The organism is Enterococcus sp. M190262, assembly GCF_005843965.1.
Classification (GTDB): domain Bacteria; phylum Bacillota; class Bacilli; order Lactobacillales; family Enterococcaceae; genus Enterococcus_D; species Enterococcus_D gallinarum.
Window position 1 is genome coordinate 23,111 of sequence record NZ_CP040462.1, and the last position, 19,573, is coordinate 42,683.

General features: G+C 38.0%; 23 protein-coding genes. 9 read left to right on the forward strand and 14 right to left on the reverse strand.

What is annotated here, in order from left to right:
* Positions 1-125: 125 nt before the first annotated feature.
* The 3 genes from FE005_RS15815 to FE005_RS15825 all read right to left on the reverse strand — a co-directional run bounded on the left by FE005_RS15815 (position 126) and on the right by FE005_RS15825 (position 2,155).
* Positions 126-755: a DUF2812 domain-containing protein gene (locus FE005_RS15815; RefSeq protein ID WP_138372239.1), complete on the reverse strand. Its 630-nt coding sequence runs from the start codon at positions 753-755 to the stop codon at positions 126-128.
* Between the two features lie 11 nt (positions 756-766).
* Positions 767-1,078 carry a PadR family transcriptional regulator gene (locus tag FE005_RS15820; protein WP_138372240.1) on the reverse strand — a complete coding sequence of 104 codons (312 nt, stop codon included), beginning with the start codon at positions 1,076-1,078 and terminating at the stop codon, positions 767-769.
* A 438-nt stretch (positions 1,079-1,516) separates the two neighbouring features.
* Positions 1,517-2,155, reverse strand: coding sequence for a hypothetical protein (locus FE005_RS15825; protein WP_138372241.1), 639 nt, complete (start codon positions 2,153-2,155; stop codon positions 1,517-1,519).
* A 946-nt stretch (positions 2,156-3,101) separates the two neighbouring features.
* On the opposite strand from FE005_RS15825, the gene FE005_RS15830 reads away from it, so the two are divergent.
* The 9 genes from FE005_RS15830 to FE005_RS15865 all read left to right on the forward strand — a co-directional run bounded on the left by FE005_RS15830 (position 3,102) and on the right by FE005_RS15865 (position 7,976).
* A complete protein-coding gene (locus tag FE005_RS15830) occupies positions 3,102-3,473 on the forward strand; it encodes a hypothetical protein (protein WP_138372242.1) in 372 nt (123 codons plus the stop codon).
* A gap of 16 nt (positions 3,474-3,489) precedes the next feature.
* The gene (locus FE005_RS17105) at positions 3,490-3,747 is read left to right on the forward strand and encodes a hypothetical protein (RefSeq protein ID WP_242387789.1); all 258 of its coding nucleotides are present in this window, start codon (positions 3,490-3,492) and stop codon (positions 3,745-3,747) included.
* An 87-nt stretch (positions 3,748-3,834) separates the two neighbouring features.
* Positions 3,835-3,984, forward strand: coding sequence for a hypothetical protein (locus tag FE005_RS17110; RefSeq protein WP_242387788.1), 150 nt, complete (start codon positions 3,835-3,837; stop codon positions 3,982-3,984).
* A 16-nt stretch (positions 3,985-4,000) separates the two neighbouring features.
* Positions 4,001-4,441 carry a hypothetical protein gene (locus FE005_RS15840; protein WP_138372243.1) on the forward strand — a complete coding sequence of 147 codons (441 nt, stop codon included), beginning with the start codon at positions 4,001-4,003 and terminating at the stop codon, positions 4,439-4,441.
* 576 nt (positions 4,442-5,017) lie between these two features.
* A complete protein-coding gene (locus FE005_RS16900) occupies positions 5,018-5,548 on the forward strand; it encodes a hypothetical protein (RefSeq protein WP_254697014.1) in 531 nt (176 codons plus the stop codon).
* 107 nt (positions 5,549-5,655) lie between these two features.
* A complete protein-coding gene (locus FE005_RS15850; RefSeq protein WP_138372244.1) occupies positions 5,656-5,886 on the forward strand; it encodes an AbrB/MazE/SpoVT family DNA-binding domain-containing protein in 231 nt (76 codons plus the stop codon).
* Entirely contained in the window at positions 5,876-6,241 is a 366-nt protein-coding gene (locus tag FE005_RS15855) for a type II toxin-antitoxin system PemK/MazF family toxin (protein WP_138372245.1), read from the forward strand. The genes FE005_RS15850 and FE005_RS15855 overlap by 11 nt, the downstream gene beginning before the upstream one ends.
* A 571-nt stretch (positions 6,242-6,812) precedes the next feature.
* A complete protein-coding gene (locus FE005_RS15860) occupies positions 6,813-7,469 on the forward strand; it encodes an N-6 DNA methylase (RefSeq protein ID WP_242387786.1) in 657 nt (218 codons plus the stop codon).
* A 60-nt stretch (positions 7,470-7,529) separates the two neighbouring features.
* Positions 7,530-7,976 carry a hypothetical protein gene (locus FE005_RS15865; protein ID WP_175413581.1) on the forward strand — a complete coding sequence of 149 codons (447 nt, stop codon included), beginning with the start codon at positions 7,530-7,532 and terminating at the stop codon, positions 7,974-7,976.
* Between the two features lie 411 nt (positions 7,977-8,387).
* Here the strand turns inward: FE005_RS15865 and ssb are convergent, their stop codons facing one another.
* From ssb to FE005_RS15920, 11 genes are all read right to left on the reverse strand, one after another.
* Positions 8,388-8,855: a single-stranded DNA-binding protein gene (ssb, locus tag FE005_RS15870; protein WP_138372247.1), complete on the reverse strand. Its 468-nt coding sequence runs from the start codon at positions 8,853-8,855 to the stop codon at positions 8,388-8,390.
* A gap of 27 nt (positions 8,856-8,882) precedes the next feature.
* Positions 8,883-11,021 carry a DUF3991 domain-containing protein gene (locus FE005_RS15875; protein WP_138372248.1) on the reverse strand — a complete coding sequence of 713 codons (2,139 nt, stop codon included), beginning with the start codon at positions 11,019-11,021 and terminating at the stop codon, positions 8,883-8,885.
* Between the two features lie 29 nt (positions 11,022-11,050).
* Positions 11,051-12,298 (reverse strand): MobP2 family relaxase, encoded by a 1,248-nt coding sequence (gene mobP2, locus FE005_RS15880; RefSeq protein WP_138372249.1) that lies wholly within the window; start codon positions 12,296-12,298, stop codon positions 11,051-11,053.
* Positions 12,295-12,765 (reverse strand): hypothetical protein, encoded by a 471-nt coding sequence (locus FE005_RS15885; protein ID WP_138372250.1) that lies wholly within the window; start codon positions 12,763-12,765, stop codon positions 12,295-12,297. The genes mobP2 and FE005_RS15885 overlap by 4 nt, the downstream gene beginning before the upstream one ends.
* A complete protein-coding gene (locus FE005_RS15890) occupies positions 12,752-13,042 on the reverse strand; it encodes a hypothetical protein (RefSeq protein WP_138372251.1) in 291 nt (96 codons plus the stop codon). Before FE005_RS15890 ends, FE005_RS15885 begins: the two co-directional genes overlap by 14 nt.
* Before the next feature lie 256 nt (positions 13,043-13,298).
* Positions 13,299-14,174, reverse strand: a complete 876-nt coding sequence (locus FE005_RS15895; protein WP_138372252.1) for a hypothetical protein — start codon at positions 14,172-14,174, stop codon at positions 13,299-13,301.
* Between the two features lie 11 nt (positions 14,175-14,185).
* On the reverse strand, positions 14,186-14,545 hold the full coding sequence (locus FE005_RS15900; protein WP_252712416.1) for a thioredoxin family protein: 360 nt from the start codon (positions 14,543-14,545) through the stop codon (positions 14,186-14,188).
* 24 nt (positions 14,546-14,569) lie between these two features.
* Positions 14,570-15,169, reverse strand: coding sequence for a hypothetical protein (locus tag FE005_RS15905; protein ID WP_138372253.1), 600 nt, complete (start codon positions 15,167-15,169; stop codon positions 14,570-14,572).
* A 165-nt stretch (positions 15,170-15,334) separates the two neighbouring features.
* On the reverse strand, positions 15,335-16,630 hold the full coding sequence (locus FE005_RS15910; protein ID WP_138372254.1) for a CHAP domain-containing protein: 1,296 nt from the start codon (positions 16,628-16,630) through the stop codon (positions 15,335-15,337).
* Positions 16,627-19,254, reverse strand: a complete 2,628-nt coding sequence (locus FE005_RS15915) for a hypothetical protein (protein WP_138372255.1) — start codon at positions 19,252-19,254, stop codon at positions 16,627-16,629. The genes FE005_RS15910 and FE005_RS15915 overlap by 4 nt, the downstream gene beginning before the upstream one ends.
* Positions 19,251-19,571: a DUF5592 family protein gene (locus FE005_RS15920; RefSeq protein WP_138372256.1), complete on the reverse strand. Its 321-nt coding sequence runs from the start codon at positions 19,569-19,571 to the stop codon at positions 19,251-19,253. Before FE005_RS15920 ends, FE005_RS15915 begins: the two co-directional genes overlap by 4 nt.
* Between the last annotated feature and the right edge of the window lie 2 nt (positions 19,572-19,573).

A 19,573-nucleotide genomic window follows, 5' to 3' on the forward strand; every position in this document is an offset into this window, starting at 1 on the left:
CAACATATCTGTCCGTCAAGAAACGTTTATATAATTAAATCGGCAAATAGACCAACAAGGTATACTCTGGTGTCCCACAATAAATAAAGGAAGTGCCCTTGTTCAAAAGGCTACTTCCTTTATTTTTATTTTGCTTTAAGTTTCGAGTCATCATTTATAAGCGAACGTAAGAGATAATAGACACCTAAAAATAGAAAGAAAAATAATGGTAATACACGGAGTAAAACAAATGGAGTTTCAAAAATAAATGCTTTCCAAAACCACATACCCTTCATTTCCCATAAACCTTGAGTGAAATACCATGATTTAATGTTTAAAATATTATTTAAACTCCATGAATTACTGCTAGAAAAAATATAAAAATACAATAAAAATATAGATCCATATGTGTAACCATATTTCACATATCTTTTCTTTACACTTTCTTGAGAATCAGAATCAGAAAATATCTCTCTTGTTACATCTGGATGTTCTTGCTGAAAGTACTGAGCGCCACCGGAACGACTGCCCTTTATTAATTTCCAACCACTATCAGAAAACAGTGTTACGTAATCTTCGTAATTTGTTTTCCTCATACTTTTTTCTCTAAAATCAATGCGTACATACGGAATGAACATTTCTTTACTAGCCATTTTTTCAAAAGTATACATGGGCACCAGAGAATTAACAGAAACTAACCTATATCCCTCTTCCTGTATAGAATTGATCCATTCTTCTTCTTTTTTCAAGGATAAGAAAATTCTATATTTTTTCATGTTGTCCCCTCCTAATATCCAAATTCAGAAGATAGTTTAATCAGGCTTCTTAGACGTTCTATTTCTAGTTTTAAAACTTCTTCTCCTATATCAGTAATTTTGTAAACTCTTCTTCTTTTTTCTCTACTTGGAATTTCTTCTATCCAATTAAGCTTAAGTAAATTTTCAATCGCTCCGTACATAGTTCCAGCCGCTACCTTAACTAAGCCCTCACTTAACTTATCAATTTCTTGAATAATAGCATATCCATGAGCGGGTGTAGTTAAAACTAAAAGAATATAAAATGTTGTTTCGGTTAAAGGTAAATATGGATTTCGAGTCATATAAAGACACTCCTTATCTTACTATAGTCGAACTATATAAAGTTTTACTATATAAATCTTAACTGTATATAAAAAGAATGTCAAGAGTTAGAAAAAGGTCTTCAGGCTATTTTCTGTTGTAGTCTATTTTTTATATTTAACAGATCCTAACTAGCTGAGCTGCTGAAGGAGCCATGAAACGAGCAAACAAAAAAGGATCAAAAACTTTTAAGTTTCTGACCACAATAAAATTGCTTCCGATTCTCCCTAATTTTATTAGGTAATTAGATACTAAAAAGAGGAATACCTAACAGCATTCCTCTTTTCCATAATAGAGATAATTATATATTAGTAATTCAATTTTACAATCTATTAATCGACAAACTAAGCCGGTGTTTACGATCGATTTTTTCCGAATTCTATTTAATTAAATAAAGCATATTTCTTCTTAACAAGATATTACCACATTCTTTTTTCTTTCGTTACTCGTTTAACTAATTTAGTTCGAGCTTTATTTGAATAAAAGAAACTATCATATTTATAGAATTGATATCCTTTTGTATGATATTGGTTTACTTTAACGTAAAGTGTTGGTGCATTTAAATTGCGAGCAGTCTGTATGATACCCGCAATTGTTGCAACTGTTCCAACGTATGGCATTAAAGAAAACAGTCCTAACGCGATAGATTGTAAATTACCTTGTGTGGTCGTATCATAATATGTTGTCTGAAAGTAGATCCATTTGCTTGCAGCTCTTTTTTGAATACTAGGAATTGTAGAATCAACACTTCCAACTGGTGAGGGAATTTCTAATTTATTGTCTACATAAATATTGCCTACCTCATCTCTAGATACTTCCTTAATCTCTCCGTCATTCATCTTCAGCGAAGCGCTATCATCATTATTAATACTTAAAGTAACTTTTTCTCCTGTCACATTATCACTTAATAGTAAGTTCCCTTTGTCATCTTCTAATATTTTGATATTGTCAATCGCATATTCATTTAAAGTACTCGCTGTCTCTGCATTTACCAAAGTTATTGGGGCAATAATTCCCATAACTAAAACAGCCAATATAAAAGCGACAATTTTTTTCATTATTTCTCCTCTTTCCTTTTTTTATTTATGAGCCTATAAAATAAAATCCAGTTGAAAATGACCCCAATAATTAACAAAATACCTGGTATCCAAATATTTTCACCAACATTTATCTTCAAATAATATAAATACAAAATGATAGCTAAAAGACAAATATTCAATATATGCAAAGCATTTTTCATTTCTATCCCCCCATTCGATACAATATTATAGTTTATACATTTTTTGCTTACGACAATATTTTATCACACTTTAAATGTAAATAAACGTTTATTTTATTTAATAAATTATCTTCTTGATACTCGAATAAATTAAACTGTGTCACTCTAGTTTTAATATTATAACTCATACTTTATCTTGATTACTTCTCAAAACCATTTCTTCAAATTAAAAAAATAAAAATTTACTTTTCAATCGATCCATTCTTGGATACAAATTGCTGGCGCAATTTGTCGTGAATTTGTCAATATACAGTCGGTCACTCGTACCGTCTTCGACTTCGTTCCCTTCCTTTAACGCTACGCTATATGGACAAATTCAGTCAGCTGTACTACAGCTGACACTTTATCAAATGGAACGCGGGCCACGCCCGCTTTTCCCCCACCGATCGTCGATCGCTGGGTCCCCCTGACGTGTGCTGCGCACACTTTCCGGCCGTTTCCAACGGCCTCTATCCTTTCGAATGAGTCGCCTCTTCCTGAAAACTTTTCCTTTGGTTGAAACGGCAACGCCGTTGCCTGCTATCACAGGTATTTCGCTTAAACAAGGATAAATGGCACGAGAGCTGCATCGTACTGAAGTTCGTGCAGCTCTTCGTCCTTGTTTGCGCTCCCACCTGCGATTTCTCCAACTCATCAAAGGAAAAGACATCATTCAGATAGAGGCATCCTCTTTCTAAAGGAAGCCATCCTTTGAAATCAACTATTTTACAGGAGGAAAAAAAGATATGGGACTAGACATGTGGTTACTGAAGGAGAAAGGAAATGAGTTTGAAGCAATCGGTTACTGGCGAAAAGCAAATCAAATACGAGAATTCTTTGCAAGATACGTTCCCGAACAAGCACATGAGAACATTGAAAAATTAACTATCACTATGGAAATGTTAGATACTTTAGAAAAAAAGATACACGCATGCTTAAAGGGTCGAGACGTTAGTGTATGTCAAGAACTGCTGCCAACATCATCTGGTTTCTTTTTTGGAAGTACCGAATATGACACATTTTATTTTGAAGATTTAGAGAATACATTATCCATCATTCAAGAAGCTCGAAAAGAAATTAATGAAGGAAGCCATATAATCTACCATGAGTGGTGGTAAAAAGGAGGATATAGTAATGGGTTATCACACAGATTTTATCGGAGCTTTTCAAATTGATCGTCCCGTCACTAAAGAAGTCGCAGACCTAATGAAAGGCTTAGCAACCACTAGAAGAATGAAAAGAGACAACGCCATGTTAATTGAAGCAGGGTATGGTGATTGTGGCGTAGACGGTGAGTTTTTCTGCATCGACGACGGGCACTACGGGCAAGAAATATTCTTGGAGTCCGTAATTGACTACAACCGACCACCCGCAACTCAACCGAGTCTTTGATGTCAATGGCTCTTAGCTGACGACAATCAAACGATCGAATGGGATATGAACGAAAAGTTTTATAGCTACGTTGAGTGGATACAATATTTGATTGACAAAATCCTTGCGCCAAACGGTTACTATTTGAATGGACGAGTGGCTTATCGTGGCGAAGAATTCACTGATTTTGGTGTCATAGAAGTCAATAATAATAAAGTGACAGACCATTATCAAAGGTTTGGTGATTTCTTTGGCTAATGATTGCGACTTCCATATGAAAATCGAAGGAGACCAACAATCCATCAAAACACTTTTATCTCTAATGCATGTTTCTGATACTGAACTGACTAATGGAACAGTTACCGAGATTGGAGAACGATTTTATAGAACCTATGAAGCCTGGATATATCTTTCAGACGAAACAACGCTGTGGATCGAAGGCTATTGTGCATGGAGCGTTCAAACGTGTCTCATCGACGAGCATTCCGACACGGATATAAACCTTGTCACAGTATCACAAGATTTAAATCTTCAAATTACTATCAAATCAAGAGAAATTGGTTTGTGCTTCTCAGAACACTATCTCATAAAAAATGGTGAGATCATTGTCGATCAATGCGAAGCTTATGATTACTTTTACTTCTATGACGAAGAGGGAGAGTTCATAGAAGAAGAGCGAGAAATAGAATTTGAAGCCCTTCTAAACATTGATTAAGCGAGCAAGAAGTGAGTCTCTGAGTGACTCACTTCTTGCTCGCTTTTTGGATACAAATTGCGGGCGCAATTTGTTGTGAATTTGTCCATATACAGTCGTTCGCTACGTAACGTTTTCGACTGCGCTCTCTTCCTTCGACGCTGCGCTATATGGACAAATTCAGCCAGCTGTTACCACAGCTGACCTTTATTAAGTGGAACGCAGGCTACGCCTGATTTTCCCCCAGCGATCGACGATCGCCGGGTCCCCCTGACGTGTGCTGCGCACACTTTCCGGCCGTTTCCAACGGCCTCTCAGGCTGACGCCTTCACTTTAGCGCTCCTACGTCGCGCACCGACCTTCCAGGTCTCCGCCTTTCATTGATTTCATTTTTCTTTGAGAAGAACGGCGGTTCCACCGCCTTCTATCATACCTTCCATTCAACCAACAAGGGTAAATGCACAACAGCTGGATCCAGCTGAAGCTGGTCCATCTGTAAGCCCTTGTTGCTCACTCCAGGTATGATCCATCTTCTGCATCAAAGAAAAATAAATCAAATCATTGAAAGGCAAAAACCTTTCTGAAGGAGGCGTTCTCATGCGAGACAATAAAATTCAAGGATACTTAGAACTTTCCATGCTGGCAGACACTTACTTAAGAAGTTTATCCATCAATCATTATTTAGATTTACCACTGTATGAAATGTCTCTTGTCATATCTGGCGCTCAACTAATTGATTTACTAACAAAACGGGGTTTGATTATTTCTCCAAACTGGCTTTACCAAGTTCCCTTCCACTCTTCATTTGAGGAAATTATTGAAGAAAGAATGGCTCATGACAACTACAATTCTAGCACGCATTGGTTAGACTATCTGCTTACAAAATATCTACAAGACAAAGAATCTTTTGACTCTCCCTTTACAATCAATTCCCATGAAACATGCTTAAATTCCTTGTTGAAATTCTATACTATCGGAAAGCCAAATAGTAAGAACCTTGATGAAACCCCGTTAATCGTACTTTTTACAGCGCTAAGAGCGATTATTGCCAAACGATTAATCAAAGAGAATATCAACGATATTCGACACTCTAGAAGTCCACTAAATGATATTGAAGCCTACTTTTAGTAAGGATATATGCCCTCAACGCCTATTTCAAGTGAAACACGATAACCTTTCAGATTGTATTACCGTGTAATTACATGGTATACTTTCTGTATAAGGAGGAATGCTTTATGGCTTCTACAAAAACCAGAAAACAAGGAAATTCCCTTGTCATCACGATTCCTGCTAAGCTAGGACTCAAAGAAGGCGAAGAATTTCTAATCGTCAAAAAGGAAAATGGAACGGTCGCTCTCATTCCCAAAGTTGAAGATTTTTTTGAATCTGCCAAAGAAGGTGAGTTTTCTCTTCCTGAATTAGCAATCGATTATACGCCCCAGGGAGGCGAACTGAATGAACTATAAACCACGACAGCGAGACATTGTCATTCTTGATTTTGAGCCCTCAAAAGGCTATGAAGTTAGGAAACGACGTCCTGCCTTAGTTTTGAGTAAAGATACCTATAATTCTGCAACGAATCTAATCATTGTTTGCCCAATCACTACAAGTGACAAAGAACGTCCATTTCTTGTCCCTATTCACAGTGACAAGCTCAAATCAAACGATTCGAAGCCTAGCAAGGTAAACACACTTCAAGTATTCTCACTTGATTACACCCAGGCAGCCAACCGAAACGTCAAGTATGTGGATACCCTTGACGAAGAAGTATTTTTTGACATTGCACAGAGATTTCTAAAAAACTTTTCCTTTCCTATTTAACCTTTCCATTGATTGGAAAGGTTATTTTTTTGCCTTTTTTTGCCCGCTTTTTGGATACAAATTGCTAGCGCAATTTGTTGTGAATTTGTCCATATACAGTCGTTCGCTTCGTACCGTCTTCGACTGCGCTCTCTTCCTTTGACGCTGCGCTATATGGACAAATTCAGCCAGCTGTTGCCACAGCTGACCTTTATTAAATGGAACGCAGGCTACGCCTGCTTTTCCCCCCACCGATCGACGATCGCCGGGTCCCCCTGGCGTGTGCTGCGCACACTTTCCGGCCGTTTCCAACGGCCTCTCACACTTTAGCGCTCCTCCGTCGCGCCTAACCAACAGAACAGGATCTCTGCCTTCCATTTAATTTTTTCTTTTGAAAAGAACGGCGGCTCCACCGCCTTCTATCATACCTTCCATTCAACCAACAAGGGTAAATGCACAACAGCTGGATCCAGCTGAAGCTGGTCCATCTGTAAGCCCTTGTTGCTCACTCCAGGTATGAATCATCTTCTACGTCAAAGAAAAATAAATCAAATCTATGAAAGGCAAAAACCTTTCTGAAGGAGGTCATTTTATGAACACAAAGAGAGAAATCATGAAAAAGCTGCAATCGATCACAGGAAAGTATTCTATAAATACGGTATTCATCGATTGGATCCATCTTATGGCCTACACTTGTTCTAACACACTGGATCAGCTTCATTTTGATGAACGTGAGGCACTATATCTGACTATCATCAAGAAATACTCAAAGGACCAGGTAACGACTTTTTGTGAGTGTTTTGCGCTGCTTACAATCGCATTTGAGGAAAATTCTATTGACTGGTTAGGTGAAATTTACATGGAACTGAATTTGGCTAATAGTTCTTTGGGTCAATGCTTCACACCAAATCATGTCGCAAAACTCATGGCTGAGCTAACCTTTGTATCCGGACAAACCGAAGTGTTAGAGAGTGGTCGAATGAATTACTATGAACCCTGTTGTGGATCCGGAAGCATGATCATTGGTCTAATTTCAGTCATGCAAAAAAAAGGTTATAATACCCAAACACAACTTATCGTTCATTGCGAAGATCTTGACGAGAACTGTTTGTTAATGACTTATGTACAGCTATCCCTATTGGGGATTAGCGCCATCTGTCAGGTGAAAAATTCACTTACAAATGAAGTTTTTTCAACCTGGTACACACCTTTTCTTCTCAAAAATAGCTTTAATCCTAACAAACACTAAGTTATACTAAAAAAAAACGATTGCACTGAAAACAGACATCGATAACGAGGGAGAAAAACTATGGATACAAACTACACATGCAAATACTGCGGGACGCCCCTTACCGAACATCTATCTTGTGATTTTTGTCAGATTGGTTTTTCTCTTTCAGACGTCTGTCAAAACCATCATCGCCAGACACAAATTCCCGAAGAAATTCCAATGCTAGAAGACGAAAATGAAGTCCTGGGAAAAACCACGATTGATTTTCTTCAGGAAAAAACGTTAACTCTTTACTACCTTTTAAAAATTGCTCGCAAGGCAAAAGACAAAGCTTTTCGCGCAAATGAAGACGAGAAATATCAGGTATTGATTAAAAAAATTTATGTACTTGAAAACTTAATTTATGAACGGGAAGGTGTTTTTCCAAAATCTATGCAAGACTCTATCCTAAAGAAAAAGCGAAACGAAATCATAGAGTTTGAAAAGTATTTAAACGAAAAAGGAAAATTTACCATGAATGGCTGATCAAAAGCTTATTCCTTATCTAAAAAAAGAGAAGACCAATTCCTTAATTTTAAGGGATTTGGTCTTCTTTCTGTGATACAATACTAGCTGGTAGTAAAGTTTATGCGGTGGCTAATCCCTAAAGAAATGGGGTGACGCCTATGTTGTTTTTCGGCCTTATCCCTGGAAAGGAATAAGCTTGTCTGTATATGAAGCACTAATGTTTGCGTTAGCTTTCGCGACTTTAGTACTTGCAATCAGCAATAACAAAAACGACAAAAAATAACCGTAACATAAACTTTGGCGAGTTTGACGGTTATTCTTTGTAACTGATTCAACTAAGCCACCGACTTAAACGGTGCTATCCCTAAGAGGAGTTGTTAGCGCAACTCCTCTTTTCGTGTTTAGTATACCATACTCGTTTAAGATAAGCTAGAAGGGCAAATCATCATCAAAAGGTGGGTAATTTGTGTCTAGATCCTCGTTTCTATCTGAGGATCCCGGCAAATCATTTGTAGGCATTTGTCTAAAATCTCTTGAAGGAGTATCTGAGTCACCCGACTCTCTTTGTTCTGTTTGACGACGAGACTCTAACAGTTGAAAATTGTCCGATACAATTTCAGTCACATAAACCTTTTGACCTTGTGTGTTGTCATAAGTCCGTGTCTGAATACGACCGGTTACACCTAACAAAGTTCCTTTTTTTGCGTATTGAGCGACTGTTTCAGCTGGTTTTCTCCAGATCACACAATTTATAAAGTCGGCCTCACGTTGGCCACTTTGACTAGTATAATTACGATTAACTGCTAAAGTAAATTTTGCAATTGCTGTATCATTTGCAGTATATCGTAGTTCGGGATCTTTGGTTAATCGACCCACTAACGCTACAGTATTAATCATGAATTCTCTCTCCTTTATTGCTTATATTTATCGACTGATACTCAGTTGTTGCTCTACCTGCTGCTGTACCGTTGGACCGCCTTGAAAGCGACTAAGCTCCTTCACCCGTTCTTTCTTTAATTGAACTTCGTCTTGCCAATTAATCCCTAAGATTGGCCGAACAGATTTAATGGGGATCTGTTTTCCTTTATCCGTCATCAATGTCCGTTCTTTTCGATCAAAGGCTTCTAATTTCGTGATTTCATCGATCAAAGCCAGTCCTGCTTTATCCTTGTTGATACAAATGTTTACCTGCTTGAAAGAAACGCCCTGCTCCAGTTTTTCATTCAATAGATTGATCATGGATCTTGGAGAATCATCGGATAAAGCAAACAAAATCGAATGATCAATTGTGTTTTTGTGCAACGTCCAGTAACTTAGTAGATCTTCGGGACTCTGAAAAAAATAAATTTCGTCAGGTGTACCAAGTGTCACATTAAATCCATATCCTGGACGAGAAGCATCAAGAATCTTTTGTTCAATTTTACTGCGTCCATACGATTTATCTTCAATCGTTCCGGTTACTTGCCCCCCAGATACATTTTCGCCATCTTTCCACAAATAAACGATTCGCTGATTATCATCTTCTCGAATCAGTCTTTTCTTGATCAAAGCATCAACGATCATAGGATCTGCTTGATACTTATTTATCAAAGTTGTTCTTACAACATCATTTGTTTTAGAATCCTGAAGATAGTAGGTAAATGATTCGGGAATCGACGAACGTATACGATCCGTTGATAGAACGTTCGAGTTTAACGGCTGCTTTTCTGTTATTAACCCTTCGGAGCGTTGCTCCTTCAGGTAATCATTCCAGTCCTTGCTTACGCCATAAACAACGTCAATATTTTCTTGATCGTACATCATGTAAAGTTCACTGGCACGATCCTTAAGCAATTTTTCCTCCAGAAGAGTGAGATCATTTTGCTGGTACAAGTCGGCAATTGTGTCTATTGTGACTTGTTTTTCTTTGATTGCTTGACAAACCTTTTCTAACGACTCATCTAACTGAATTTCTTGTGCTTTGGCATGCTCATTAGGTGAGTCTGCAAAAAATCCATACGCCTTCCAACCGTTTGAAATTTTATTTGTCATCGTTAGATTGTTCTCTATTTTTTGGATCGTCAACAACAGATTCTTGTCGACTCCATGTGTAGTTGCTGCTTGTAGCACCTGATCGTAGATTTCTTTTTGAATTTGGTTATTGTAGGGTATCAATGATTGATTGATAATAAGTTCTTCTTTTCCAGCCTCTTTTCGAAAGTTGTAGTTCTTATCACATGAGTCAAAGAAGTGGTGCCCCGCAGGATCATTATCAACACCATAATAGATTCCATCGCTTGGAAGCATACCAAATTTCTGATACGTTTCTTGAATCGTTTTGATAATTGTTTTATCCTTGAGCCCTTCCAAACAAATAAGCCGGCAATCATTTAAATCTTTGTTCAGCGACCAATAACTCAACAAATCAATGCTGGCTTCAAAAAAATAGACAGCCTTTGGTTGCCCTAAAGTAATATTAAATCCGTAGTGCTTCTCAGAATTTTTTGCGATATATTTGCTTGGAGAATCCGAGATAGATTTTTTAGTGACTATGCTTGTCGCACCGATAATCTCTTCTTCAGGAAGCCCAAATTTTTTCCAATTCAACACGGCATTCTTGTATCTTTTATCCTGGATCAGGTAGTCATTCTCTACCAGATATGAAACAATCTCTTGATCGATTCCTCGTACTTGAGTTAAGTAATTAGCCGCTTGAGTCGTTGTCTCATCTTTGATATACGAATACGTAAATTCAAGATCTTCTTCCGTTTCAATGTATGGCGTATGCTGTTCAAGTTCCTCACCAAGTAACAAGGCTACAGCTTGCGGAAAAGAGTATCCTTCATAATCAGTCAATAAGCGAATAACGTTATCACCCTTATGCTGGCCGTTATGATAGAAGTAATTATGCTTTCGATCGATCACTAGTGACCCATGTCCATTAATATAATATTTAGGATATCGGCCACCTCCACTCAAGGTTCCTTTTCCATGGCTATTGATAAAATCAATAATATCGGTTTGCGCTGCTTTTTTAATTTCTGCTTTCGTAAACGTCCGGATTCTTTTTCTTTCTTTTTCCATTCAATTCCCTCCAAAAAATAAAAAAGAGACTAATAAAAGTCTCTTTCCTGCTCGATTTTCTGTTTCCATTCCTTTTCTCGTTGGTCCCGCTCATAACTGACCCGGTTCAAAAAATCTTGATAGCTTTCTCCAACAAAACTCTTGATATTTGATAAAGCTTTCTTCTCAATCTTCCACTGCACACTATTTCTTTTCCTCTGCTGCATCCTGACTCTTTTTCTTTCCATTACTTCAAGTCGCGCTGAATTTTCTTTCAACGCATCTTCTCTCATCGCATTGAGCAACGCATTACCAACAGTTTCTCTCAGCTCCTTTCGTTTATTGTCTTGGTACGTCTTACCTAAATTTCCTTCCTTTGCATTTTCTCCATAGACTCGGACGTAAAAATCAGATTGTTCTTTCAGCAATCTTTCAAATTCCTTTAGTGATTCTCCGTGGTACTCCGATAAAATTTTCTGCGTCAAATGATCAATTTTCGGTCGGAGTTCTGCCATTTCAGATCGCTTATATCGCCACGTCCTGGTGTCTTCAGGTAAATCATTCCTCAGTTGATTCAGCTGATACAACATTGCTGCATCCTTTGCCCATTCCTTATCGTAGATTCCAGCTTTCAATTCCTTCCGTAACAACTGACTGATACGGATCAAGGCAGGTTCTCGATTTTCAATAGCATTGGCAAACGTCGACTTCATCCCTCGTTGAGTGACGGGTGGTATCTTTCCTCTGTATACGGATTGGTTTTTATAAACCATTTTTTCAAGCACATCCTCTGGCTCTTTCACGACCATCATCGTATGGATATGGATATTATCTGTATTAAAATGGATTGCTCCAGCCCACTCTACGGTATCGCCGAGCTTCATATCATCGATCATTTTGTTCATCGCGACTCGAGCAGCATTTCGCAAGGCATCTTCATTCAAAAATCCATTTTCTCCTTCAGAATAAAGCCCAACTTCTTTCAGATATTCATTGTCAAAAGAAAATACTGTCTGCCACATCGGAGATTCATTTTGTTTGGCTACTTCAAAGCCACGCTTCAGCTGATTCTTTTCTTTGGAGTTAAGATAAGATTTGTTTCTCGTGAACAAAGGTGTCAAACGTCCTTCATCGTTTTTTATGTTTAACGCTCCATCATCCGCAAACGCGTGATAACTTTCTACAACGTGATTTCGTTGTGCTGCGTCTCTTGAAATATAATCAATGGCTTTATTGTATCGTTTATCTGAAGGAGAAATGAATTTTGACTTAGTCACTATTCCAGCTTTATAGGTCATCTACTTTCAACTCCATTAGTTGGCACTTTCCGTTGTTCCCTTTTCGTTGCTGCCTGTTGTGCAAAATGATCCAACTGCTCTTTGATCCGTTTTTCTGCAGCACTCAACGTATTTGTCTTTGCTTTATTCGTTAATACCACTTGTTCTTCGATCCGATCGATCTGCAACGTATTGATCATGTGATTCAACATTTCTGTGATTACTTTTGTTTGTCGATCTGAGTAGCCCGTACGTCGTCGGAGAATATCGATAGGCTCCTTTAACTCTTTTATGACTCGGTCGGCTATCTCTTCCGAAAGAATCTCACCAAGGAGTTTATTTGCATCTGCTGTTTCTAGTTGGTATAAAATCTTTTCAATCACTGCGCCATAGCTTCGCGTTCCCGGATCCCGCATTTGATGCAATTTATCTTTAGCCTCCTGGGAAATATAAGTTTCTAACCTAGCCAATTTTTTATTGTCGCTCATCAAGTTCTCCTCCCGTAATTACTTGAATGATTTGATTCATTTCATTCATCGTTTGCGTATTTTTTTCAATAACCCTTGCCATCATTTCCACAAGCTCAGAGTATTTAGTCTCTGCTTCCACTATCTCATGGCGTTCGGCAAGACGATTAACGTATTCAAGTAGGAATTGATTCAACGATTTATGTTGCACATCAGCTAGCTGCATCAAACGAGCTTTTTTGTCTATATCAACACCACGGATTTTGATCTCATCAAAATCAGAAATCTGTTTCCCCATCCGTTCAACCTCCTTTCGAATTTGAGAAGTGGCGTTTTCTAAATCGCCTCTCGACAGACGCGAAACGTCGAAGAGAGGGGTTTTAGAAAAGAGCATAAGGGAAATCTGTACCCAGACTTTGTCTGGTCCCCGCAGTGCGGGGGATTTCAATGGGTACACAAAGGGCGCAAATACCGTTGGATTTCCGTTATCATACCGTTACGTTAACGTTGGTCTACCGTTGGATTTCCGTTACGTACCGTTACTTTTCCGTTAATCATTCCACCACCTTTTTTAATCCATTTTTTTGGTCTTTCATTTTTTCATCTAGCATTTTGATTTGTTCCTGTAGTTCTTCATTTTGTTTTTCTGTCGAATAGTTTGTGGCTTCTAATTGTCGATTTTGTTCATCCAATTGGTTGATCGAACTTTGGGTTTCTGTCTTTTGCGCTTCTGTTTGATACACCATGTCTGCCTCAAGCAGCTGCACTTTTTCCTTATTCTTTTCGATCTGTTCTTCATTATTCTTGATTACTTTTTCATTAGTTGTGATCGCATCTTTTCTTTGATCAATCGCATAATCAATTGACAGAATCTGTACATCAGTTTCCCCTTTAAAGGCAACATTCTTCGTCTGAACATCACTACTTCCAACCACAATATAGTCCTGTTGTTCTTCTTGCTGCACATCTGATTTTGTCGTAAGTTCAACACGTAGCGCCGCCCATTCAGAAGCTAACCCTTCCACTTGAATATACGTGAAGCCGTTCTCACCTTGATAAATTTTAGTTTCAATATTTCCATCACCGGAACCATCTTGATACTCAACAGCAACTTCCCAGGTACGGTCTTCATAAACAGAATCTAATTCTTTTTTCCCTAGCAAGAAGGTTGCACTTCGTTGTTGCTGGCTCACTTCTCGATCAACTAAAACGTAGGTCGTGTTCCCAAAAGTCAGTTCCGATTGCAATTTTGTAGAAACAATTTTGATATCGTCTGAGATAAAAATATTGAGTCCAATCATCAGACCGTAAGCAAGTACAACAAAAGAAAACCAAGCGAAATACAACAATGATTGGTATCTTCTTGCAGCGATAGATAGATCCTCTACTCGGTCACGCAGAAGATCCAATCGGCTTTTCTTATTTTCCATAGATCCTCCTTTTAATCTTCCTGTTGAATCAGTGAGTAAATTTTTTCTAGACTGATTCCACTATAGAAATCACCTTTACTGACAAACGTAGGTACCGATTCAAGTGAATACTGATCAATATATTTTCGGTTTGACTCGCTGTTCATATTCACAAATAGCAAGTCGTTAAACACGAGATTTCTAGCATATAAGAAAGGGAATACCTTCTGACAGTCTGGACAATCGTCTCGATAAAATACAATCACTCTCGATTCTTTTTCAGAAATCTCGACAGGTTGTTTCTGATCCTCAAAGTTCTTCATGCGAATTAAAAATGTTGTTCCAAATAATACTAGGAACGTAGCAAAAGAGAGTAGGAATTTCTTTTTCACATACGATCTCCTTTCTCATTTCCATTAATTAAACTCACCTACATTTTCAATAGAATTGATTTTTTTTAGTTCATTGTTATAGGTAACTTTATACATATAATGACCAGTCAAATTATTGCTCCCGGCGATAGACACTTCGTAATCAACAACAACAAGTGCTTGAAGTTGACGACTGTCTGAAGACATAAGATAGACTTCCGGATCCTTTGTCTGGCGTGATACGGAGTCTACCGTAGTCGTCGTTTTTGAAGAGTCTTCTGGAAACAAATACTCAACGACTTTATCTGTTGCTCCTTCTTTTGCTTTGTCTTTTCGAACAATGATATCGCCATCTGCTTTGGACGTATCATAGTCATAAATTGAAGCAAATAATATTTTTACGGCCATAATCAGCTCTTTATTTGCTGTCCCGTTTTTTTCTTTATACAACTCGTCATACTTATTGGAGAGCGTTTCAATATCTTGTTTTAAATTGGCTTCGCTCTGGTGCAAAAGCTGTGTGTCTGCTTGATATTCTTTAACTTGTCCTCGCAAACTGACATTTTGAAACAATAGAAAAAGGCACGTCCCCAATAATAAAATGAGTGTCGTACCTCCAATAGCTCGTATTCGATTGGCTTTCAATTTGACTCCGACCTCCTTGATTCATTTTTAATTCTAGACTGCTTTTCATTTATGAAAGACCGATCTTTGTTGTCAAAAAAACATTCGATTAATCTTCCTCCTTGAGTCACAGTCTTCAATTCCAATAGATTATATTCGCCCATAGAGATTCGTTTCTTCTCCATTCTAATGCTTTCCTCCTTGAATAAATTCAACTTGATCAACTGTTCCTTTGCTGATCACTCGCCAAGAACGAGTTCCTGAACCAGGATTGATTACATTCGTTTCACTGATCAGAATACTGCCGTCTTTATTCACGTATTCTACGACTGCAATATGGCCGTATGGCGGTGTTGATCCTGCGACTCCTCCAGGAAAACTAACTGCCCAACCAACTTGTGGTTTACCTTTTACGACAGTGTATCCTCTGGCTTTTGCAGACGCTGCCCACGATCCGCCATTACCACCGTCACCTGAAAACCATTCAATTGGTTTTCCGATTTGCGCCATTCGATTATAGGCACCCCAGGTACATTGTCCGTAAGGATAATTGTTTCCTGAATAATTGTGATTGTCTGGATCCGGTAAGGTTAACTTTCCTTGATACTCAGCCGGAACTTCTAAAATAGGGGCTGAGTTTTGACCTACGATCTGATCGCTTGTATCTGCGGAAGATACCGGACAGCCATCTTCTGAAGTCGTCGAGTCATCTTTCGAGAAATCAATATCTAAACCTGGAGAAAGATTTTTCTTTTCATACGGTGCTGGTCCATACTTACTAATAGCTTCTTGATCTAACCATTGAAACTTAGTCCCTAAATTTTTATAGGCACTCTGCAGTTTCATTAAATACGTAGGATCAGTCGCCCAACCGCCATTATAAATTGCAGTAAGCGTACTAATTCCATCGGTATTATTGATCGCACTAGTATATAGGGTTTGGTGTGCCATGAACTCTGCTTTGCCAACAATACCCACATCATAATTTTTAAACCAGGTATATGCCCCTCCTGTATTATCTCCAACATTTGTTCCAGGTTTCGTGCCAGTAATATCCACCGAATCTTTTCCAAAGGTAGCCAATGTAATTGGAAAGTCACTCAGTTTAGACGTTTTCACACCACCCATATTGTGTGCTTGCCAAAACGAAGTTCCTGCAGGATTTGTAAAGTTGAACCCATTTTCGACCATAGTTTGAGCAATACTAGCCGAAGGCAAAAAGCCTCCGGCTTTCCATGAAAGCATATACGCTTCCGCATGACCTCTTACAAACTCTTCAATAGAACTTGGAACTGCTGAATCATTCCCTTCAGATACATCGATCGTGTTTGAAATACAATTTGACTGACTATCATTAACGGTAGAAACAACACCAACAATAAGTGCTGTGACAATAACTAAAGAACCGATTAGGAAAATGTTCGAAGCGACAAATACAAGTACCCACTTGATTAATCGCTTCTTGATATTTTTAGTAATCATATGTCTCCACCTTTGCGCCCACCTCCATCGTAAAGATCCAATTCTTCTTCTGAAGCGTAGACAAATAACTCATAAGCATCTGATTTTCCAATTCGAAGCAACGCCTGTCCTGGAATAAATTTATTTAATCTTGTTGCTTGCTCAGCTGTTAAGACACCACCGTTTTCTTCACTCAGATTCTCGCTTTCTCCGTCACCAGGTTGGAAGAAAAAACGATAGTTCATAAAATCGTAGATATCCTTTGCTTCATCATCATTTGTGCTGGTGCTATCTTTGGTAGTGGATACAAGTGAGCGTACACTTTGCGTATCTAGACATAATCCAGCATATCGCTTTCTCGCTTCTCTAGCATAGGTGTTAAAGAATGAAACCATTCGAGGATTGTTTTGATTAATCAGATTGTGGGACTCAGCCATAAAGAACATTCCCCTGCGAATCTCTTCAAAAGAAATCTCACCTCTTTGATATCTTCTGTGTTCCCTTCGGCCATTATTAAAGAGTGTTGCACTAAATAGATTAAACGCGTTAAATAATTGAGCATTAACAAAGCGCTGCTCAAAGTTTGACAGACCGTCAATATTAAAAAAGAGGACCTGTTGATCGGAAATGTCCGGAATCGTCGTTGGTCCATCAAAAAGCGTATTTGTTTTTTGCAATAGCATTGTCAGTGTAGATTGAATATTATAAAGGTGATCTCTTTCCTGTTCATATTTCGAATTTTTGTATCGATCATCAATCACACTGATCACATCGGAAAGAATAGGGTAGCGTTCAGAAGGTAACCCTGTAATCTTGGTTACATGACCATCCTTATCTGATAATCCGGTTTTTCTATATAGCTCAATAATAATCGAGTCAAACATATCTAGTTCTTCGATTGGCGCACTCGGTTTCAAGATTGAATACCAGGTACCTAATTTAGACAAGTGCATCATAAATGAGGATTGTTCGCTTACTTCTAGCGTCTCATCATTCACTGCTAATGCAATCACTTCTAAAATGTTGATACGGCCATCTTGACCATCAAGACGGATAATTTCACCCTTTCTCTTCCTGATCAAGCGAGTAAATTCACCAGATTTATCAAATCCCCGAACCAGATAACCTCGACCGATATTGTCGTCCATTATTTTCTTCATTAGGGTTGTTTTCCCATTCCCCATAAGACCAGTAATTAAAATATTGTAGAAGGTACGGTTCTGATCCATTAAGTACTCCCATACATCAAGAAAGATATGACCGCCGGTATTTGAAACACCAATGTATTGACCACGAGCATCCGATAAATAAACTTGATTGGCTGGATAACTCGCACCAAACTCGTTTGTTGCTATATCTAATCCAGAACGTCGATTAGGCAGCATTGTTTGAGAGAAATAATCCAGAAAAAGAGACTGCCATTCGTATTCTTGTTCTAAAGTAAAGCAAGTAAATCCGAATTCTTCTTTCTCAAGCTTTTTCTGCGTTTCTTTTATCCGCTTTTCCAGCTCTTTTTGTGTATCCGCGTAGAGATACAAACGGATTGACACATATTTCATGATTTCTCTCTTTTTCCGAATATCTTTGGAAAGGCTGATCAAACGTGTATATTCTTCTTGAATCATTTCTTTTTCTGTGTCATCATTTGTTTTTTGATACGTCCCTTTTAAGTGGACAAGTGTTTTTTGAATATCTTGTCGCAAAGAATCATCCGATTGTGTGGCGACGTCAACCATCAAAATCTTGTCCTTTATTTTAGTTAAGGGCGACATCCAAAGGTAATCTGGCTCTGGTTGAAGTTTAAAAGCGTGTAGGCATGCTTGCCAACACTGATCCGTACGCATGGCTGTTTCAGTGAATTTGGAATTTCCTAATGGTTGAATTCGATACAATAGTTCCGGATCGATCCCCGAATCTAATACTCGTTTATCTGTAATTTCTAAATTTTTAATTGGTGCTGGTGCCAATTTTTTTGTAGGATTGTTCATTCGAAAAAGTAATTGAACTTTATCTTCTCGGTTCAGCTTTTCCAACTGAAGAACACCTGCGCATTTATAGAAGTCTTCTAAATTTTCCCGTAGAATCTTTTCATCATAGCCAAAGATAAAAATAAAGTAATCTTCCATTTGACGGTACTTTGCGATTGAAGCAAGTTCCTCATATTTTGTCTGTAGGATATCTTTTTGAAAATTTTCAGACGCTCTTTGAAATGTTCGTCGAAAATAGCCTTGCTGCATAGTAGTATCCACAGGAGAATGGATCGAGATCAATTTAAAGGGGGGCTCATATAGACTGGAGAGGGCAGCATACGATTCCATAATCTTAAAAAACTGTTCTTCTTTCATTCCAAATAAGTTGTGACCTCTCATCTTTACTACTTCAAAATAACCTCTAGTGTAACGAATAAAATTTTCTGTCGGTTCAGATCCCCATCCTCTTATCGGATGGATCTCTGTCATCTTCCGTAACATTTTTTTCCGTTTGCCGATATCTTTTAGCTCGTCTTGACTCAGCTCCTGCTGCAATACTTGTTGAGGCGTTTGATTTTTCTTCTTGGGGATATGAAACTGAAAAGTTGCCCTCGATTTTTTTTTCACCTTTTTATGTTTATTTGCTGGTTCCACTTTAGTTGTATCAAATTTCATTCATTTCTCCTCTTTCCATACTCATATAGATCAATGGACCGAATAGGGGCATTAGATTTCCTAAACACTCTTAATACACTTAAGAGCATGACATTAACATGCTTTTTTTTTGGATTAGATTTTGGTTCTTTCAAAAGAAAAATGCAATTGGCGGCAGTAAAGCCAACAAAAACATACTCAAAGGGATCATATACGATCCCTCTGATTAAATATGCCATTCCAGTCACTAAAAAAATAAGTAATAGATCAACAATTGAGTAACTAAAAAATAGTTCTTTCTTAGGACGAATGCTTTCAACGTTTCTCAATTCTCTCATTC

What these genes read in the sequence shown, in the direction of transcription:
- FE005_RS15815 (WP_138372239.1), bottom strand. Translation starts at nt 755, where the DNA reads ATGAAAAAATATAGAATTTTCTTATCCTTGAAAAAAGAAGAAGAATGG.
- FE005_RS15820 (WP_138372240.1), bottom strand. Translation starts at nt 1,078, where the DNA reads ATGACTCGAAATCCATATTTACCTTTAACCGAAACAACATTTTATATT.
- FE005_RS15825 (WP_138372241.1), bottom strand. Translation starts at nt 2,155, where the DNA reads ATGAAAAAAATTGTCGCTTTTATATTGGCTGTTTTAGTTATGGGAATT.
- FE005_RS15830 (WP_138372242.1), top strand. Translation starts at nt 3,102, where the DNA reads ATGGGACTAGACATGTGGTTACTGAAGGAGAAAGGAAATGAGTTTGAA.
- FE005_RS17105 (WP_242387789.1), top strand. Translation starts at nt 3,490, where the DNA reads ATGGGTTATCACACAGATTTTATCGGAGCTTTTCAAATTGATCGTCCC.
- FE005_RS15840 (WP_138372243.1), top strand. Translation starts at nt 4,001, where the DNA reads ATGAAAATCGAAGGAGACCAACAATCCATCAAAACACTTTTATCTCTA.
- FE005_RS16900 (WP_254697014.1), top strand. Translation starts at nt 5,018, where the DNA reads ATGCGAGACAATAAAATTCAAGGATACTTAGAACTTTCCATGCTGGCA.
- FE005_RS15850 (WP_138372244.1), top strand. Translation starts at nt 5,656, where the DNA reads ATGGCTTCTACAAAAACCAGAAAACAAGGAAATTCCCTTGTCATCACG.
- FE005_RS15855 (WP_138372245.1), top strand. Translation starts at nt 5,876, where the DNA reads ATGAACTATAAACCACGACAGCGAGACATTGTCATTCTTGATTTTGAG.
- FE005_RS15860 (WP_242387786.1), top strand. Translation starts at nt 6,813, where the DNA reads ATGAACACAAAGAGAGAAATCATGAAAAAGCTGCAATCGATCACAGGA.
- FE005_RS15865 (WP_175413581.1), top strand. Translation starts at nt 7,530, where the DNA reads ATGGATACAAACTACACATGCAAATACTGCGGGACGCCCCTTACCGAA.
- ssb (WP_138372247.1), bottom strand. Translation starts at nt 8,855, where the DNA reads ATGATTAATACTGTAGCGTTAGTGGGTCGATTAACCAAAGATCCCGAA.
- FE005_RS15875 (WP_138372248.1), bottom strand. Translation starts at nt 11,021, where the DNA reads ATGGAAAAAGAAAGAAAAAGAATCCGGACGTTTACGAAAGCAGAAATT.
- mobP2 (WP_138372249.1), bottom strand. Translation starts at nt 12,298, where the DNA reads ATGACCTATAAAGCTGGAATAGTGACTAAGTCAAAATTCATTTCTCCT.
- FE005_RS15885 (WP_138372250.1), bottom strand. Translation starts at nt 12,765, where the DNA reads ATGAGCGACAATAAAAAATTGGCTAGGTTAGAAACTTATATTTCCCAG.
- FE005_RS15890 (WP_138372251.1), bottom strand. Translation starts at nt 13,042, where the DNA reads ATGGGGAAACAGATTTCTGATTTTGATGAGATCAAAATCCGTGGTGTT.
- FE005_RS15895 (WP_138372252.1), bottom strand. Translation starts at nt 14,174, where the DNA reads ATGGAAAATAAGAAAAGCCGATTGGATCTTCTGCGTGACCGAGTAGAG.
- FE005_RS15910 (WP_138372254.1), bottom strand. Translation starts at nt 16,630, where the DNA reads ATGATTACTAAAAATATCAAGAAGCGATTAATCAAGTGGGTACTTGTA.
- FE005_RS15915 (WP_138372255.1), bottom strand. Translation starts at nt 19,254, where the DNA reads ATGAAATTTGATACAACTAAAGTGGAACCAGCAAATAAACATAAAAAG.
- FE005_RS15920 (WP_138372256.1), bottom strand. Translation starts at nt 19,571, where the DNA reads ATGAGAGAATTGAGAAACGTTGAAAGCATTCGTCCTAAGAAAGAACTA.